The sequence below is a fragment of the Cellulophaga sp. 20_2_10 genome (assembly GCF_023476645.1).
GTDB lineage: Bacteria > Bacteroidota > Bacteroidia > Flavobacteriales > Flavobacteriaceae > Cellulophaga.
This window is the reverse complement of sequence record NZ_JAMCOJ010000005.1, coordinates 300,285-317,165: the sequence shown is the minus strand read 5'-3', so window position 1 is coordinate 317,165 and position 16,881 is coordinate 300,285. Positions and strand designations below refer to the sequence as shown.

At 32.8% G+C, this 16,881-nt stretch carries 21 protein-coding genes; 5 read left to right on the top strand and 16 right to left on the bottom strand.

The features are described from left to right. Positions 1-33: 33 nt before the first annotated feature. Entirely contained in the window at positions 34-408 is a 375-nt protein-coding gene (locus M4I21_RS12150) for a nuclear transport factor 2 family protein (RefSeq protein WP_249559442.1), read from the bottom strand. Between the two features lie 113 nt (positions 409-521). Here M4I21_RS12150 and M4I21_RS12145 point away from each other — a divergent pair, with 113 nt between their 5' ends. Next, positions 522-1,151: a 2OG-Fe(II) oxygenase gene (locus tag M4I21_RS12145; protein WP_249559441.1), complete on the top strand. Its 630-nt coding sequence runs from the start codon at positions 522-524 to the stop codon at positions 1,149-1,151. Between the two features lie 250 nt (positions 1,152-1,401). On the opposite strand, the gene M4I21_RS12140 is transcribed toward M4I21_RS12145, so the two are convergent. From M4I21_RS12140 to M4I21_RS12085, 12 genes are all read right to left on the bottom strand, one after another. Then, positions 1,402-1,698 (bottom strand): Bor family protein, encoded by a 297-nt coding sequence (locus tag M4I21_RS12140; RefSeq protein ID WP_249559440.1) that lies wholly within the window; start codon positions 1,696-1,698, stop codon positions 1,402-1,404. 439 nt (positions 1,699-2,137) lie between these two features. Then, positions 2,138-2,596 carry a hypothetical protein gene (locus M4I21_RS12135; protein ID WP_249559439.1) on the bottom strand — a complete coding sequence of 153 codons (459 nt, stop codon included), beginning with the start codon at positions 2,594-2,596 and terminating at the stop codon, positions 2,138-2,140. A 53-nt stretch (positions 2,597-2,649) separates the two neighbouring features. Beyond that, the gene (locus tag M4I21_RS12130) at positions 2,650-3,108 is read right to left on the bottom strand and encodes a hypothetical protein (protein ID WP_249559438.1); all 459 of its coding nucleotides are present in this window, start codon (positions 3,106-3,108) and stop codon (positions 2,650-2,652) included. 178 nt (positions 3,109-3,286) lie between these two features. Beyond that, complete coding sequence (locus tag M4I21_RS12125; protein ID WP_249559437.1) at positions 3,287-3,871, bottom strand: hypothetical protein; 585 nt, start codon at positions 3,869-3,871, stop codon at positions 3,287-3,289. A gap of 21 nt (positions 3,872-3,892) precedes the next feature. Then, the gene (locus M4I21_RS12120) at positions 3,893-4,276 is read right to left on the bottom strand and encodes a DUF3037 domain-containing protein (RefSeq protein WP_249559436.1); all 384 of its coding nucleotides are present in this window, start codon (positions 4,274-4,276) and stop codon (positions 3,893-3,895) included. Next, positions 4,266-5,045 (bottom strand): HipA family kinase, encoded by a 780-nt coding sequence (locus M4I21_RS12115; RefSeq protein ID WP_249559435.1) that lies wholly within the window; start codon positions 5,043-5,045, stop codon positions 4,266-4,268. The genes M4I21_RS12120 and M4I21_RS12115 overlap by 11 nt, the downstream gene beginning before the upstream one ends. A 96-nt stretch (positions 5,046-5,141) precedes the next feature. Further along, positions 5,142-5,720, bottom strand: a complete 579-nt coding sequence (locus M4I21_RS12110; RefSeq protein ID WP_249559434.1) for a hypothetical protein — start codon at positions 5,718-5,720, stop codon at positions 5,142-5,144. Positions 5,721-5,744: 24 nt separating this feature from the next. Continuing rightward, positions 5,745-6,251, bottom strand: a complete 507-nt coding sequence (locus tag M4I21_RS12105; RefSeq protein WP_249559433.1) for a DUF2314 domain-containing protein — start codon at positions 6,249-6,251, stop codon at positions 5,745-5,747. Between the two features lie 11 nt (positions 6,252-6,262). Then, complete coding sequence (locus tag M4I21_RS12100; protein WP_249559432.1) at positions 6,263-6,679, bottom strand: MFS transporter; 417 nt, start codon at positions 6,677-6,679, stop codon at positions 6,263-6,265. A gap of 36 nt (positions 6,680-6,715) precedes the next feature. Continuing rightward, a complete protein-coding gene (locus tag M4I21_RS12095; protein WP_249559431.1) occupies positions 6,716-7,297 on the bottom strand; it encodes an RDD family protein in 582 nt (193 codons plus the stop codon). 12 nt (positions 7,298-7,309) lie between these two features. Continuing rightward, on the bottom strand, positions 7,310-7,909 hold the full coding sequence (locus tag M4I21_RS12090; RefSeq protein WP_249559430.1) for a hypothetical protein: 600 nt from the start codon (positions 7,907-7,909) through the stop codon (positions 7,310-7,312). 177 nt (positions 7,910-8,086) lie between these two features. Next, the gene (locus M4I21_RS12085) at positions 8,087-9,088 is read right to left on the bottom strand and encodes an NAD(P)H-dependent glycerol-3-phosphate dehydrogenase (RefSeq protein ID WP_249559429.1); all 1,002 of its coding nucleotides are present in this window, start codon (positions 9,086-9,088) and stop codon (positions 8,087-8,089) included. A 260-nt stretch (positions 9,089-9,348) separates the two neighbouring features. Here M4I21_RS12085 and M4I21_RS12080 point away from each other — a divergent pair, with 260 nt between their 5' ends. Further along, on the top strand, positions 9,349-10,269 hold the full coding sequence (locus tag M4I21_RS12080; protein WP_249559428.1) for a nicotinic acid mononucleotide adenyltransferase: 921 nt from the start codon (positions 9,349-9,351) through the stop codon (positions 10,267-10,269). A gap of 233 nt (positions 10,270-10,502) precedes the next feature. On the opposite strand, the gene lepA is transcribed toward M4I21_RS12080, so the two are convergent. Then, entirely contained in the window at positions 10,503-12,299 is a 1,797-nt protein-coding gene (gene lepA, locus M4I21_RS12075) for a translation elongation factor 4 (RefSeq protein WP_249559427.1), read from the bottom strand. A gap of 308 nt (positions 12,300-12,607) precedes the next feature. Here lepA and M4I21_RS12070 point away from each other — a divergent pair, with 308 nt between their 5' ends. Both M4I21_RS12070 and dusB read left to right on the top strand, forming a co-directional pair. After that, complete coding sequence (locus M4I21_RS12070; protein ID WP_249559426.1) at positions 12,608-13,438, top strand: OmpA/MotB family protein; 831 nt, start codon at positions 12,608-12,610, stop codon at positions 13,436-13,438. Between the two features lie 190 nt (positions 13,439-13,628). Beyond that, positions 13,629-14,621, top strand: a complete 993-nt coding sequence (gene dusB / locus M4I21_RS12065; protein WP_249559425.1) for a tRNA dihydrouridine synthase DusB — start codon at positions 13,629-13,631, stop codon at positions 14,619-14,621. 82 nt (positions 14,622-14,703) lie between these two features. On the opposite strand, the gene M4I21_RS12060 is transcribed toward dusB, so the two are convergent. Together M4I21_RS12060 and rbfA are read right to left on the bottom strand one after the other, a co-directional pair. Beyond that, positions 14,704-15,912 carry an ABC transporter permease gene (locus M4I21_RS12060; RefSeq protein ID WP_249559424.1) on the bottom strand — a complete coding sequence of 403 codons (1,209 nt, stop codon included), beginning with the start codon at positions 15,910-15,912 and terminating at the stop codon, positions 14,704-14,706. Positions 15,913-15,914: 2 nt separating this feature from the next. Then, complete coding sequence (gene rbfA / locus M4I21_RS12055) at positions 15,915-16,307, bottom strand: 30S ribosome-binding factor RbfA (RefSeq protein ID WP_249559423.1); 393 nt, start codon at positions 16,305-16,307, stop codon at positions 15,915-15,917. 114 nt (positions 16,308-16,421) lie between these two features. Here rbfA and mce point away from each other — a divergent pair, with 114 nt between their 5' ends. Further along, complete coding sequence (gene mce, locus M4I21_RS12050) at positions 16,422-16,835, top strand: methylmalonyl-CoA epimerase (RefSeq protein ID WP_249559422.1); 414 nt, start codon at positions 16,422-16,424, stop codon at positions 16,833-16,835. Positions 16,836-16,881: the final 46 nt, after the last annotated feature.

Here is a 16,881-nt window from a genome sequence, read left to right as displayed (position 1 = left end):
TTTTTTTAGCTGTAAAGAACAAAGTAAGGCAGGTTAATACATTGTATTTGGGTTTTTAGAGGCTTTAGGTATTTGCTGTATAGCGTCCCAATGTTCTACAATTTTACCGTTTTGGTCAAATCTAAAAAAATCCATGGTAATATATTGGTCATTCCCAGGCCAGGTTTGGTGCGTGTGTAATGCAACTAGATCACCCTCTGTAATGGCTCTAACAAACTCAATGCTTTTATCTGGGTATTCTGTTTGCATACGTTCAAAATAGGCTATAAAACCAGCGGTACCATTCTCTACATCTGGGTTGTGTTGTATGTATTCTTCACCTACGTATTCTTCTATCGCTTTTTTAGGGTTTCCTAAATAAGCAGTTTTGTAAAATGCAATTGCTTTTTCTTTTAAATCTTGGCTCATAGTGGCTTTTTTTTAAAGGTAATAATTTTTTACAAATGAGTTTTCGACCTCATTTTATTTTTTGTTTTAAGCGTTCTTTTTTAATCTATATTTACCGTCTTTCTTAATAGAATTTGGATACTGAAATACAAACAGAGAAATGGCTCTCCTGGGTAGATGAGCTTTCTTGTAACGACTACGTAGTTATTGACGATTTTTTAGATACAGACACGTACCTAGGAGTTAGAGAATTCTTTTTATCTAAGCTAGATTATTTTGCGCAAGCAGGTATTGGCGCACTAGATAAAAATGTGATACATACTGAAATTCGGGGTGACCATACTTTTTGGTTAAATAAAGAGCGAGATGCAGAAATTAAACCCTTTTGGGAGGTTGTAGATCAGGCAATGCACGTATTTAATAGGTACTGTTTTTTAAGCTTATCTGGGTACGAGTTTCATTTTGCGAATTATCCTCCAGGCGGACATTATACCAAGCACCTAGACCAATTTAAAAACCGAAATAACCGAACCATTTCTTTTATTGTGTATTTAAATGAAGGTTGGCAAAAGGGCGATGGTGGTGAGCTAGAAATTTACACGCCAGATAACAAGTCATTTTTAGTAGAGCCTTTAGCAGGTAGGTGTGTACTGTTTAAGAGTGATGCTGTACCGCACGCTGTACTAAAATCTTACAAAGACAGATACAGCCTAACAGGTTGGTTGTTACAAACACCATCTAAATTAGGGCAGTTTTTAGGGTAAAAATTAATGCTTTTTAGTGGTGAATGCTATGGCTAAAAAAACTAATAATAAAATTACTTTACCCAATAAATAACCAATACCATAATGGGTTAGTCTACTAAGGTCTGAAATTAATAGCTGCGTAATATTTACAAATAATATAAGAGCAAATAATAGCGAGGTATAACATATTATTTTTTTCATAAGTATATAAAATGTAAAAGAGAAAGCTAAGGAGGTTAACCCTAGTCTTTCTCTTTTTGGTTTGGTATTATTTAATAACTTTTGTAATTGTTGGTGCGTATATACCAAGAGTAAGCCCCGTAACTAAACCTGTTACAAAAGAATGCGATGTAGTTACCGTATAGTTCTCTGCGCCACCAGCCATAGCTTTAGAGTCAGAACTACCAACAGGAGCTAAACCATAAATTAGGTAGTGGTTCCATTCCTTAGTTTCACTGTTTCCTTGAGCTCCTGTACCTACAACACTGGTGTACGAGTAACAAGAGGTTAATAACATTGCAGATGCACATAGTGCAACCATCATTTTTGTTGAGTTTTTAATCATCTTTTTAATTTTAATATTAAGTACTACTCATTTTGAGTCTATGGTTATTTAGCAGCTAATTGTAATAGAATAGCTGTGGCAATTGTAAAATGCCATATTAAATACAACCACGATAGTACTCTATTTTTGCAATAAAAGTCAATGGACAATTTATAGACAGGCTGATTATTAGATGATTAAAATTATTTTTTTAATACAATTTTTTTACCACGAAGAATAGGCTTGTTACCTGGTATTGCTGTAAAGTGGTATAATTTTAAGAAGAAGAATTGTGTAGCATAATTTTTATACAACACATTTTATTTTTATTGTATGTCCATACTTTGTCTATACCACATAAAAGTTAAAGGACATTTTTAAATAGAAACCAGAAAAATAACCTCTTTTCTGGCTTGGTTTTTTATAATTAATAAGAACTAAGAAAGCTATGGTTTTTGATTTACTTACTACGCATTGCCATATTTCTAAGATCTATAAGTGTTTGTTCTGCATCTTTACTCTCAAAAGAAAGTAAAGATCTATTATTCATTATTAGATATTTTTCTTGGCTTTTGTCTTCGTTTTGCATTTCTACCGTAGTGTATTTAGATCTTTTTAAATGAAAGGATTTTGGATACCCTATTTTATCAAACGAGTAGTGTTTAGCTGCTCTAAACTTCTTTTTTAAGACTAGTTTGTCTCCAATAACACGAGCATCGCAGAGGTACATAAACAAGTACACAATAAACCCAATAAGCGCTATAAAAATTGCACCTGCTAAAAGCATACCCATATGAAACTCTTGTTCTTGGATAACCTTTGCTAAAACCGGAATCATTAGTACTACTACAATTGTACCTAAGTATAGGCCAACATTGGTCCAGCTAGATGATAATTTAATTTCTGTGTTGTTTGCCATTTTTTTATTTTAAATATATGAAAGTTTGGGGTTATGCTAATGCTTACCATTTTTTACTCTTTTTCATACATAGCTGTATCTCGGAGTAGAATAAGCATTTCTTCTGGATCTATGGTTTTAGAAAATAAAGATTCGTTACTCAGAATTATGTATTTTTCTAAACTCTTATCTTCATTTTTCATTTGTACAGTAGTGTACTTATCACTACTTATATAAACAGAATGTATGCTCCCTATTTTGTGAATAGAATACGATTTAGCAGCTCTAAACTGTTTTTTTAAAATTAATTTTTCTCCAACAATATATGCATTGCAGATATACATAAACTGGTATGCAATCAAGCCAATAATTATAAGTAAAACTAGACCAAAAAAGACTATAATTATATGAAATTCTAGATCTTTTGAAATCCATACTAAAATGATTAATAATGCTAATAGACAAAAAAAATATGCGTACAAATTAAGATTGGTCCATTTAGAGGATAGTCTAACTTGTTCAGTAGAGCTCATTTTTTATTTTAAATATACGCATTTTTAGGGTTATAATACCACTTAATGCTAGTAACAGTGCCCGCCTCCTTTTACTCTTCTTTTACACTAGAAGAGCTATTTTGTTTGGTATGCTGATAACAGCATACCTTTACTAAGCTGTTTTGTGTTTACATCTTGTTCTTTTTTGGGTATACCCTTATTCTGCTACTTCTGTTTCTTCAATTTCTTTTATAGAGTAAATTATTTTATCCATATCGTCATTATACAAACCTTCGTTATTTGCGAGGGTCCAAGATGTTGCTTGGTAATAGCCTGTTTTACCTTTAAAAAGGCCTAAACAGTAAAAGATGTCTACACCATTAATTCTACCCCTTAAATGCGTTGTAATTGCTTGCATATTGTTAACAATAGTATCTTTAGTGTTATACATTTCTGCATTTGTAAGCTGTGATTTGTAATCATCAAACGACATTTTTTTATAATCTTCTAGCGTATTTTTAAAATCTAAATTTTCTTCTTTAAGCTGTTCAATAGCCATATCTACCTCATCAAAAGATTCTTCAATTACGGCAACGTAAAACTCTCTTCTTTCGTTTTGGTACTGTAGGGTTGCATCATCATTTAAGTCATTGGTTTTGGTTAAAAAAGAAGGTAAAACAATTGAAAATCTGTTTTTAACGTTAACTGTCTCATAAGTGGTTTCTATATTGCAAGACTGTACTATAACTGCCGTTACGAATAGTAAAAAAATGCTTTTTGTGTAGTTTTTTATGGTGGTCATTTTATAAGATTTTGTTGGTTGCTACAGTACATACGTAGTAAATAGTTTTTCTAAGGTTTCTTCTGGGTTGTTGCACAAACCAGGGTGCGTTTTAGAGCTTTGTATAACGGTGCTTCTAGAGGCTGCTAACCATCTAAACCTATCAGACAACTCTAACTTGCCAATTGCGCCACCAGCGGGTTCTCCTTTGCAAACTAATTCCCAGGCTTTTAGGTAATCTTGCAGCAAATTATAGTCGAGCTCTTTACAAAAAGCTTCTAGCTTGTTGCGGTCTATATGGTATTTTACACCTAAAAACTTTTTTCGTTTGCTAAATAAAATAACACCAATGTTAAAAAATTCTTCGCGTTCTACTTTGGGTACAATGCGTATAACGGCATATTCAAACGTAACTCTATCTTGCATCTTTAGCTTCTTTTATAAGCGCGTCTACCATTCCAAGTTTTGCATTTAAATACGTGGTATATGCAGCTCTCATTTGCGCAGGAGTTAAAGAATCTGTTTGGTTGGTAAGCCAATCTTCTGGTATACTATTGGTAATATCTTCTATAATTTGCGGTGTAATTTTACTTGTAATTTCTTGTTTTGCGTAGTCTAGTTCTGTTGCTTGTGGCAATAGTACGTGGTCTTTTATTAACGGAAATGTTCTGGTTAAGTGGTTCTCCCACAAGGGCCAGTTGTGATGAAAATAAAAGCTAGCACCATTATCTATAACCCACAACTCTTTGTTCCAGATAAGTAAATTGGTGTTTTTTGCTGTACGGTCTATATTGCTAATAATGCTGTCTAGCAATACCACTTTAGAGGCTGTTTTTGCATTTACGGTTGTTACTAACGGATCAAAAGTTATAGCACTAGATAAATAATGCAATCCTAGGTTTAGACCTACGCTAAATTTTAGTAAATCTTGTATTTCCTCGTCGGGCTCTGTTTTGCTAAAAGAGTCGTCTAGTTTAGCAAATACCAATTCTGGTACTCTTAAACCAATAGCACGAGCAAGCTCGCCACCAATAAACTCGGCAATAAGTGCTTTTGTTCCTTGACCGGCACCTCTAAATTTTAAAACATAAAGAAAGTCATCATCTGCCTTTACAATAGCAGGCAAAGAGCCACCTTCTCGTAAAGGTTGCACATACTGCACAACGTTTACGGTTCTAATGTCTAATTTATTCATATAACTAAGGTACTAAAAATTACAAGTTGCAACTGCAGTAAAATACAAGTAATGGCAATTGTATTACTATTTTTTTAGGTTGATCTTAACCAAGTATTATTTTTTAAGCAAACGCAACAGAGGCGCTCTGTACTCGTTATCTTTTTCGTTTAAATTGATGGTGTTTTTAGCAAAGTCAAAATTTACGAACAGCTCAGCATAATCATCCTTGCCCTCTAAAAATATTTTAAACTTAGCAGTGCCTTTCTCGTAATCTATGTCTTGGGTATTAAGGTTGGCACAGGTAAATTCTTGTGTATCTTTAAGTTTGTTATTGCTGCTATTAATCTCGTATTTTTTAGCTAAAAACTCTAGCAACATGTTGCTTTGCTCACCGGTAGAAATAAAACTAACGCCTTGGTCTACAAACATATTTTTAGGTTCGCCGTTTATAAAACCTGCTTTAATACCTTTTTTTAGTTTAACAAGCATACCAATAGTATCTGTATTAACAATTGCCTTAATAGTGTAGGTATTGTAACTGTCTGTTTCTTGCGTATCTGTAATGGTAAGTGGTATGTCTACAAAGCCATCTACGCCATATAGGTTAGACAGGTTTGCTATTTTTACGGGTTCTTCTGTTTTGCAACCAATAACTGTTAGTATTAGGGCAAGTAGCATAAGTTTTATTTTCATAGTGTAGATTTGGTTGGTAATTAGTTAGTCAAATTGCATTCCGTTCTGTATGTCGAACTCCTTTTGTTCTTCTGTAGACATTTGGTCTCGTAATACTTTAATAGTGTATGCACCTTTGGTAATCTTATTGTCAAAATACATCCAGTCACTAATGTTAGACTCATCTACGGTAATAGTATCGCCTAATTGTACTTTAATTTCATACAAAGGCTTATTAGCAACAACACCTTTAAATTTAGAATTGTTATAGGTTATACTTTGTATCCAAATGTGTTCTGAGTTGTCATCTGCATCTGTAAATTTTTGTTTTAGGGTAAAGCCGTAGTAGTTTTTATTATTGCTTTGTATGGCAGTTTTAAAGTTAGATAGAGTTCTATTGGCTTCTTCAATAGCTCGGTTCATAGCAACATTTTCACTCGCTACGTTCATCACATCTGGCTCGCCATCACGTTCTATTTTAGAAGATGTAGTTTCTTTGCAAGAACTTATTACAAGAATAAAGACAGCGGTAATAGTTACGATTTTTTTCATAAGAATTAGTATTATTTTAAACGAAGGCTTTCAAAATCGTTTTTCATTTTGTCTATAGTAGGGCTTAAAAATACCATATAAAGTATAATTAAAAGTCCAAAAAGCATAAAGTCTTGTTTTAAAAATAGAATTATAAAAGTTGCACTTTCTAAAATTGCTAAACGTACTATAGATGCAGTTTGGTACACGCCAAATTTGTCTTCTAAGGTCTTAATGTCTTTTGCTTGTTTTAGCATATTTTTAAACATAAATGTACTAGCAAAAACAGCAATAAGAGGTAGTGCAAAAAAGATAATAGAACCTGCATTTATTTCTGGTACTTTAAAGTTTTGTAAGGCCGAAATATCGCCTATAAAAATATAAGCCAGGGCAGAACCTGCTGTTATAGCAAGGTGAATAATTTTTAATAATTTTATTTTTTCATCCATAATTTTTTATTGATTTTCAGTTGATGATTTTGGCTGTTAGATTTTATTTCTTTTGGATAGCAGTAATTTTAAGGTATAAATTACTAGAAATAAGGTTAACAATAACATACTTATGTAAAAGATAGATGTAGCATTTTTAAGTTTTAGCATAGCTGCCCAAAAAAGGGCTTTGGCAACTAAGAAAAGAAGGAAAACAATTTTTTTAAAATTAATTTTCTTTAATGATTTGTCTTCAATGACAAAGGTTTTAGAATGTTTGTCATGTAATGCAATTTCATCATCACTAACGGCAGATAAGACACTATAAAATCGGCTCCAATTACGTATTGCTAATCTTAAAAAATGAGGTCTTTGTTTTTTAGCATCTACAACAATACTCCTAGTTTCAAATTTACCAGGTGTACGTCCGCAAGTCATTTCAAAAATCATATAATACAACCATCTAAAACTGTAAAATAGTACTATAAAGTAAAGTATAGAGTCCGTCTCTATGTAAAAATAAGTGGCAATTGGCGCAGCTATTAAAGAAGATAGAATAAAGTCTATATAAAAGTTCTCAATTCTAGTATCTTCTGATGCTAGATTAAAGTCTGTAAACTTAGTGTTGGTAATTTTCATTTTATCTTAAGTTTACTTAGGCATAAACCTATTGGGGTCTTCTTTGGCTTTGCGTTCTTCTTTAGTGCCTATTTTTTCTTCTGATGCAGCAGTTGTAGTAGTATTTGTTGTTGCTGATTCTTTAGTTTGTGTTGCTATTTTTTGTTCTTTTTTATCAGATTTTCCAAAGAAGGATAATAGTATTAAGGCTGCTAAAATTCCCCAAACAATACCCACTAAAAGATCTGTTATAGAGTCCCCTTTTTTATTCTCTGATGCAATTTCGCCTTGTGGGTCTTTAGAGATTACATTAGGATCGTCTTTTAGATAATACAGTTTTAGCTTAGGAAAGCTTGGCAATTCGGTTAAAGAAATCTCATCTGTATAAAAACGGTTATCTACTGTAAAAGAATAATTAAACTTGTATGTTTTTACAACTCTAGCAACTGTTGTTTCTGTGTATTCACTAGACAAATCTGCTATAACAAAAGTGTTATCGTCTAACATTTGTTGGCGCTGTTCTATTTTGTCCTTGTCACCTTTGTATACGTAATCTGTGACACAGGATTTTGCTAAAAGAGAGAATACTATTAGTAGTACTATTCTATAGAGTACAGATTTAAAGCTTTTCATTGGTCTAGGTTATTTAGTAGTTTGTTGGAATTGTAAAGGTGTAAACGTAGTTAAACTATAATTTTTTACAATTTATGTTGTTTTTGTTAATAGCCCAATGAAAAAGCTTGTTTTTAGAGCAATTACAAGATCACTTTAAAAACAAGCTATTACTAATAGGTATTCTAATGTTGTGTTTTAGTCTAATTTTTCAGTTAAATTATGAAACACTTTTTTAGGATTTTTACCATCATACAAAATAGCATAAACAGCATCTATAATTGGTGTTTTAGACTTTTTAGTATATTTTTCATTAATTAAATGGGCGCTTTTAGTAGCATAATAACCTTCTGCAACCATACTCATTTCCATCATGGCACTTTTAACGGTGTATCCTTTACCAATCATATTACCAAACATTCTATTTCTACTAAAAACAGAGTATCCTGTAACAAGTAAATCGCCTAAGTAAGCCGAGTTGTTTATGTTACGTTTCATATGATGTACACGTTTAATAAAACGTTTCATTTCCCTAATAGCATTGCTCATTAATACACTCTGAAAGTTATCTCCGTAACCTAAACCGTGAGCCATACCAGCAGCAATAGCGTAAATATTTTTTAATACTGCAGCGTATTCTGTACCAATAATATCATCAGACGTTTTTGTTTTTATGTAATCGCTACTTAAATTTTTAGCAACCAATTTTGCTTTTTCCTCATCTGCACAAGCAATTGTTAGATAAGATAAACGCTCTAAAGCAACCTCTTCTGCATGACATGGACCGGCAATAACACCTATATTATCTAATGGTACATTGTAGGTCTGGTTAAAATGTTCACCTACTATTAATCCGGTTTCTGGTACAATACCTTTAATAGCAGAAAATATAATTTTACCCTCTAAAGAAACGGTTAATTTTTCTAATTCTTTTACTAAAAATGCAGACGGAATTGCAAAAATTACAACATCGGCATTAGAAATAGCAGTGTTTATGTCCGATGTAAGCGCTAACTGGTCTACATTAAACTCTACCGCACTTATATAATTAGGGTTGTGACTGTGCTCTTTAATATGCGCAATGGCATCTGTGTTACGCATATACCAATTTACTGTGCTTACGTTTTCGGTAAGCATTTTTACAATTGCAGTAGCCCAGCTACCACCACCTAAAACAGCGAATTTTGTAGTATTTTTCATAAAATTGATTTAGTAAATCAAAAGTAGATAAAATTTTGATGATAGCGGAAATTTAGAGCCTGTAGATTATCAAATTAATAAAAAATGTATGCGCTAGTATCAGTGTGTTTTTCAGATTATTTATGTTTTTTTTAAACATCGACCTATAAAAAAGAAATAAAGGAAGTTGTTTTTTGTTTTTCTAATTGTTGATAATCAAGAGGTTGTATTTTTTGGCACAACCTTTGTCTTGGAGTAAACAGAACCAATACATTTTTATTATGAGAACAAAACTACTATTTGGATTACTGCTATTGGGAACTTTAGTTTCATCTTGCTACTCAGAGATTATAATTGATGACGGTTATATAGCCCCAGGAATTTCTGTGGAAAACGCTATTCATAAATATGATCTTTGGTATGTAGATATTAATGCTACCCAAGGAAGCGGAGAAGTGCCTTTTTTACAACGTGCATTTACTATAACATTTAATAATGGCCGTTTGTTTGCTAATAATAATATTGTTGGTATTGGTAAAACAGGTAATGGTTATGGTATAGATGTTGGCAACTACGATGTTTTTAATGATGGTATACGTATTAACCATGCTGTAGATGGTAGATGGCCTTTAGAGGTGTATGTTGTTAACAGTAATACATTAGAGTTGTTAGATGTTGCAACAAACACGTCTTACTACTTAAAGGGATACAGACAAAACACGTTTGATTATGATTATGTTTTTTATGATAACCTAAAGTACTTTTTACAAGAATACAATGCTTGGGAAAAAACATACACAAGTGAACAGGGGGCTATAAACAATTTTGATGAAGAGAATTTTTTACAGTTTTTTACAGATAGAGATGCAGATATATTTAGGTCTTCTATAGATAACAATGGTACACGCCCTAACAACGTAACTTGGGATTACGAAGGTGATTATAAAGTGTTTGATGTTCATGGAGATGAAACTCTAAAATTATTAGAGCTGGATTATGATTATTTAGGAGATGATTATTTTGAGTTTTATGTAATAAATGATAGAACAATAGAATTGTACCATCCAAACTCTGGCACGGTTTATGAGTTTACAGGAGTAGGATACAGAGAGTACTTAAAAGGTGATGCCTCTGTAACAGATAAAAAAAGAACGAAGTCTACAAACGCTGTAAAAACAGTGAAGAGACAACGAATAAAATAGAAGAATTTTTAGGTTGGTTATTAGTTGTAAAACCGTCTTAGACAGTGGTATGTTTAAGGCGGTTTTTTTGTGCTTTAATTTTAAAGGCGGTAGAACAAAACCGTATTTATGGTATAGAGTAAAGGTTATAGCAAAGCTGTATAGAATACGGTTTGTACTAAAAACAAAAAACCTTCATTTTTTAAATGAAGGTTTTTTTTATATCTAAAAATTCAAATTACGTTGTAATAGAATTAATCGTTAAGCTTTAATACAGCCATAAATGCTTCTTGTGGTACTTCTACGTTACCAACTTGGCGCATACGTTTTTTACCTTTTTTCTGTTTCTCTAAAAGTTTACGTTTTCTAGAAATATCACCACCATAACATTTAGCGGTAACATCTTTACGTAAAGCCTTAGTTGTTTCTCTAGAGATAATTTTAGCTCCAATTGCAGCCTGTATAGGAATATCAAACTGTTGTCTTGGAATAAGTTCTTTTAACTTCTCGCACATCTTTTTACCAATATGCACTGCATTGTCTGCATGAATAAGGGCAGATAAAGCATCAACCGGTTGTGCGTTTAATAAAATATCTACACGCACTAATTTAGATACACGCATACCAATAGGCGTATAATCAAAAGAAGCATATCCTTTAGATACTGTTTTTAATCTATCATAAAAATCAAAAACAATCTCTGCAAGTGGCATATCAAAAGATAGCTCTACACGTTCAGGTGTTAAGTAATTCTGATTTGTAATTTGTCCACGCTTCTCTATACATAAAGACATAACATTACCTACAAAATCAGATTTTGTAATAATAGTAGCTTTAATATATGGTTCTTCTACACGGTCTACACTAGACGGATCTGGTAAATCTGTAGGGTTGTTAACAATAAGAGGTGTATCTGGATCTTTACGCGTAAATGCGTGGTAACTAACGTTAGGAACTGTTGTAATAACAGTCATATTAAACTCGCGCTCTAAACGTTCTTGTATAATCTCCATGTGTAGCATTCCTAAGAAACCACAACGAAAACCAAAACCAAGAGCAGCACTACTTTCTGGTGCAAAAACCAAAGAAGCATCATTTAACTGCAATTTCTCCATAGAAGAGCGTAATTCTTCAAACTCATCTGTATCTACAGGGTAAATACCGGCAAATACCATTGGCTTTACATCTTCAAAACCAGCAATAGGGTTTACTGTTGGTGTTGCAGAATCTGTAATAGTATCCCCTACTTTAACCTCACGAGCATCTTTAATACCTGTAATTAAGTAACCAACATCACCAGCTTTTACACTTTGCTTTATAACTTGTGACAGTTTTAATGTACCAACTTCATCTGCAAAATAACTCTTGCCAGTTGCTACAAATTTTATTTTTTGTCCTTTTTTAATTTCACCATTAATAACTCTAAAATATGTTTCTACACCTCTAAAAGGGTTATAAACAGAGTCAAACACTAATGCTTGTAATGGTTCATCTACGTTACCAACTGGTGCTGGTATACGCTCTATAACTGCAGATAGTATATTATCTACACCAAAGCCAGTTTTACCACTAGCATGTATAATGTCTTCTGGTTTGCAACCTAAAAGCTCAACAATATCATCTGTTACTTCTTCTGGGTTTGCACTAGGTAAATCTACCTTATTAAGTACTGGTATTATTTCTAAATCGTTTTCTAAAGCAAGATATAGGTTAGATATTGTTTGCGCTTGTATACTTTGCGCAGCATCTACAATTAATAAAGCACCTTCACAAGCAGCAATAGATCTAGACACCTCGTAGCTAAAATCTACGTGGCCAGGAGTATCAATTAAATTTAGAATATATTGTTCTCCTTTGTATTCAAAATCCATTTGTATGGCGTGCGATTTTATGGTAATACCACGTTCTCGCTCCAAATCCATACTATCTAAAAGTTGATCTTGTTTTTCACGATCTGTCACAGAGCCTGTAAAGTCTAAAAGCCTATCTGCTAATGTACTTTTTCCGTGATCTATGTGTGCAATAATGCAAAAATTTCGAATGTTCTTCATATATATTACTAAAGTAGCTGCAAATATAGTTTATATTTTATAGGTTATGAACGTCTAATATTTAAAGGGTCCATAATTTAGATAAAGAAAATGAACAAGACAAGTGTTCTTGCACCTTTTATGAGTTGCTTTTTCTTCTTTAGTACACTGAAAATAGGTTAAAAGTGATGTTTTCGATGTTCTTTTTCTTATTTTTTTTAAGTGTTATCTATTTGATAATTAGTGTGTAGTGTGTAATTTTTGATTATAAAAAATCTATTTTAAGCTTCTGCTCGTATCTATAGCAGAACAAAACAAAACTTAAAATTATGAAGAAGATATCATTAGCATTAGCCGCAGTAGTTTTATTGGGATCATGTGTTTCTAAAAAGAAATATGTAGAATTACAACAAGCTCACGGTGAAACTAAAAGTCAACTAACCAAGACTGCTGTAGAAAAAGAAGAATTAGAAGCAAAATTTGCTAAGATTGAAGCAAGAGTTTCAGATTACAACTCTAAAATTACTGCTTTAACAGAAGATAACGATGCAAAATTAATTTCTGCAGATGGTGCAGTTATATCTAACAATGTTAAAGCTAAAATGCGTGAGACATTAAAGAACGTTAGTCCAGAACAATTAATGGGTGCTAAAACACTTAAAGATTCTATGAACTTAGCATTATCTCATAACCTAAAGAAATCTATTGGTTCAAATAGTTTAAATGAAGATGATGATATCGCAATTGATATTGACGATACTGTTGTAATGATTTCTATTTCTGATAAATTATTATTTAACACTGCTAGTTACAATGTAAGCAACAAGGCAGATGCTATTTTACAAAAATTAGCAGACGTTATTAACTCTGAGCCTAGCATTGAAGTTATGGTAGAAGGGCATACAGATGCAAGATCTATTAGTACTCCTAAAGTAACAGATAACTGGGACTTAAGTGTGTTAAGAGCAACATCTATTGTACGTAAATTACAAACTAAATATAATGTAGCACCAGAGAAATTAATTGCATCTGGTAGAAGTAGCTATAAGCCTTTAGCATCTAACGATTCTAAAGAAGACAGAGCTAAAAACAGAAGAACACGTATTGTAATCTTACCTAATATAGATAAGTTTTTTGCATTAATGGCTTCTAACGAATAAGCAATACACTAGCTAACAACTATAAATTGTTAAAGCGGAATTCCTTAATTGGATTTCCGCTTTTTTTATGCTTAAAAACTACCAATGGCATAGACTCCTAAATACGTAGAGTTACTAATTTCTATGGGTATTGCCTTAAGATAGAATCTTTTCTGTTTTTTAGATAGCGGATATGTTGTAAATTTGCCGAATGCCAAAAATAGGAGACATACAGTTACCAGATTTTCCGTTGTTGTTAGCACCAATGGAAGATGTAAGCGACCCACCGTTTAGAGCGTTATGCAAAGAACAGGGAGCAGATGTGGTGTATACAGAGTTTATATCATCAGAAGGTTTAATTCGTGATGCTGCAAAAAGCGTTATGAAATTAGATATTTATGAAAAAGAACGACCAGTAGGGATACAAATTTTTGGAGCAAATTTAGATTCTATGTTACGATCTGTAGAGATTGTAGAAAAGTCTAATCCAGATATTATAGACATTAATTTTGGCTGTCCCGTAAAAAAGGTAGTAAGTAAAGGTGCAGGAGCAGGTATTTTAAAAGATATAGACCTAATGGTTAAGCTAACCGATGCTATGGTAAAACATACCAACTTGCCAATTACAGTAAAAACCCGTTTAGGGTGGGATACTGATTCTATTAAAATTGTTGAGGTTGCAGAGCGCTTGCAAGACGTAGGTTGTGCAGCAATAGCTATACACGGTAGAACGCGTGTGCAAATGTATAAAGGCGATGCAGATTGGGCGCCAATTGCTCAAGTTAAAAACAACCAACGTATGCATATTCCTGTTTTTGGTAATGGCGATGTAAATACACCAGAAGCAGCGGTAAAAATGCGAGACGAGTATGGTTTAGATGGCGCTATGATTGGTAGAGCAAGCATTGGTTACCCTTGGTTCTTTAACGAGGTTAAACATTTTATAGAAACCGGAGAACACAAAGCACCACCAACAATGCAAGAACGTGTAGAGGCAGCTCGTAGGCATTTACAAATGGCAATTGACTGGAAAGGTGAAAAGTTAGGTGTTTTTGAAACCCGTAGGCATTATACAAACTATTTTAAAGGTATTCCAGATTTTAAAGAATATCGCATGAAAATGGTTACTAGTGATGAGTCTCCAGATGTTTTTGCTGCATTCGACGCTGTTTTAGATAAGTTTGGAGATTTTCAGTTTTCTTAAATAGAAAAGTCTTAAGTGCAAAGTCTTAAGTAGATCGTTTTAAATCTTAGTTGCTAAGTAGAACTTCTAAAAAGAAGCAGTTTTATTGCGCAATTAATTTTTTACTTATTCTGCTACTGGCAATTTTTGCAGAAATAAGACCCAGCACTATAATAGTAGCGAGCACAATAACAACGTTTAGTAATTTATACTCTACAGGGTACGCTAAAAACGCGTTTATTTTAAGCCATCCAAAAGCTAATTGCGACCATATTAGTAGAGAGCCTATAAAAACCCCAACTAAGCCACCAATACTAGTAACCAAGGTGCCTTGTACAAAGTATATACTTCGCAATTCTTTAATTGTAGTGCCTAGGTAGTAAAGGGTTTTAGAGTTTTGTTGTTTGTCTAAAATCATCATAATAATAGCGCCTACAACATTAAATAAAGCAATAATAAGCACTAATGTAAAAATTAGGTATGTTGCTAGGTTCTCTGTGTTTAACATACGGTGGAGCGTACTATTTTGTTCTTGCCTATCTTTTAAAACAACATTATGTTGTAAAACAGTAGTAATGCTCTGTTTTATGGCAGCAATATCTTTAGTAGCATCTATTTTAAAGTTTAGGGCAGAGACCTGTAAGCTATCTTTTTCTAAAAGTTTTTGTACTACAGGTAAGTCTGTAAATAGGTACTTTTTATCTAAATCTTCGGCAACGTTATACATACCGCTAATCACAACATTGTGTTGGTTGTACGGAGCCTTGTTTAGTCCGCCTTGGTTAATAGCTCCTTTTTTAGATTTAGGAACTAATATTTGCAATGGACTTCTGTAATTGTTTACAGTTAAACCTAGTAAATTAGCAATTCCGATACCAACTACACCTCTCTGGCTGTCTATTAACCACTCACCAAAATACAACGTACTATCTATACCTGTAACTTTGTTGTAGTTGTTATCTACGCCTTTAATGTAGCCAATATGGCTTTTCTCATTATGTAAAAAGTATACCTTTTCTTCTAGTTCTTTAGAAAAGGCAAGTACACCATCAATTTTAGATAGTTCCGCTTCTTGTTCTGGTAAAACCGATATAAATTTTCCGGTTAAGGGAGAAGCTTTTAAATCTGGATCAAAACTTTCACTAAAACTAAGGCTGTATGTTTTTAATCCGGCAAAGCCAGATAAAACAATAAAAAGCGCTGCAGAACCAATTACTATAACTAAAAAAGTAATAAAATTGATAATATTCACAGCGTTTTGACTGCTTTTAGAACGTAAGTATCGCTTAGCGATGTACAGCGGAAAATTCAATCTTAAGATTTTTTTCTACGTTCTAATAAATCTGGGTTCTCTATTGGGTTTTCTTCCCTTTTTAAAGATTTTTCTATGCCATCTATGTACTCCAAAGAATCGTCTATAAAAAATAACAATTCTGGTACACGACGTAATTGGTTTTTGGTACGTTGCGAAAGTTCGTGCTTTATAAGCGGTTGGTTAGACTGTATACCTTCTAAAAGTTCTTGCGAATTTTTATGAGGAAAAATACTAATATATACTTTAGCTATAGATAAATCTGTAGTAACAACCACCTTAGAAACAGATATAAGTGTTCCACGCAAACCTCCATCAATCACTGCGCGTTGTAAGATATCTGCGATATCTTTTTGTATTACGCCTCCTATTTTTTTCTGTCTTTGAGTTTCCATGGGGCAAAAGTACAATTTATATCATTAGACTCCTATACCTTAGCCTAGTATCCTAGGGATTACGCAAAAGATTTATTGTTGTAATTTTAGCTTTTATATTTTTAAAGATCGATTATGCAAAAAATAGAACATATAGGAATAGCAGTTAAGGATTTAAAAGCATCTAACATCTTGTTTGAAAAGCTTTTAGGAACACCAAGTTATAAGGAAGAAGAAGTAGCGTCTGAAGGTGTTAAAACCTCTTTTTTTATGTCGGGCCCAAATAAAATAGAATTGTTAGAGGCAACAAAAGAAGATAGCCCTATAGCAAAGTTCATTGCAAAAAAAGGAGAAGGTGTGCACCATATTGCTTTTGCTGTGGATAATATAGTTTCAGAAATTGCACGTTTAAAAGCAGAAGGTTTTGTGGTTTTAAATGAAATACCTAAAAAAGGAGCAGATAATAAACTAGTTGCTTTTTTACATCCTAAGGGTACAAATGGCACATTAATAGAGCTTTGCCAAGAAGCGCCAACGGTAGCCGAATAAAAAAGTAAATATAACTGCAATCTTATTTTGGATTGTAACAAAATAA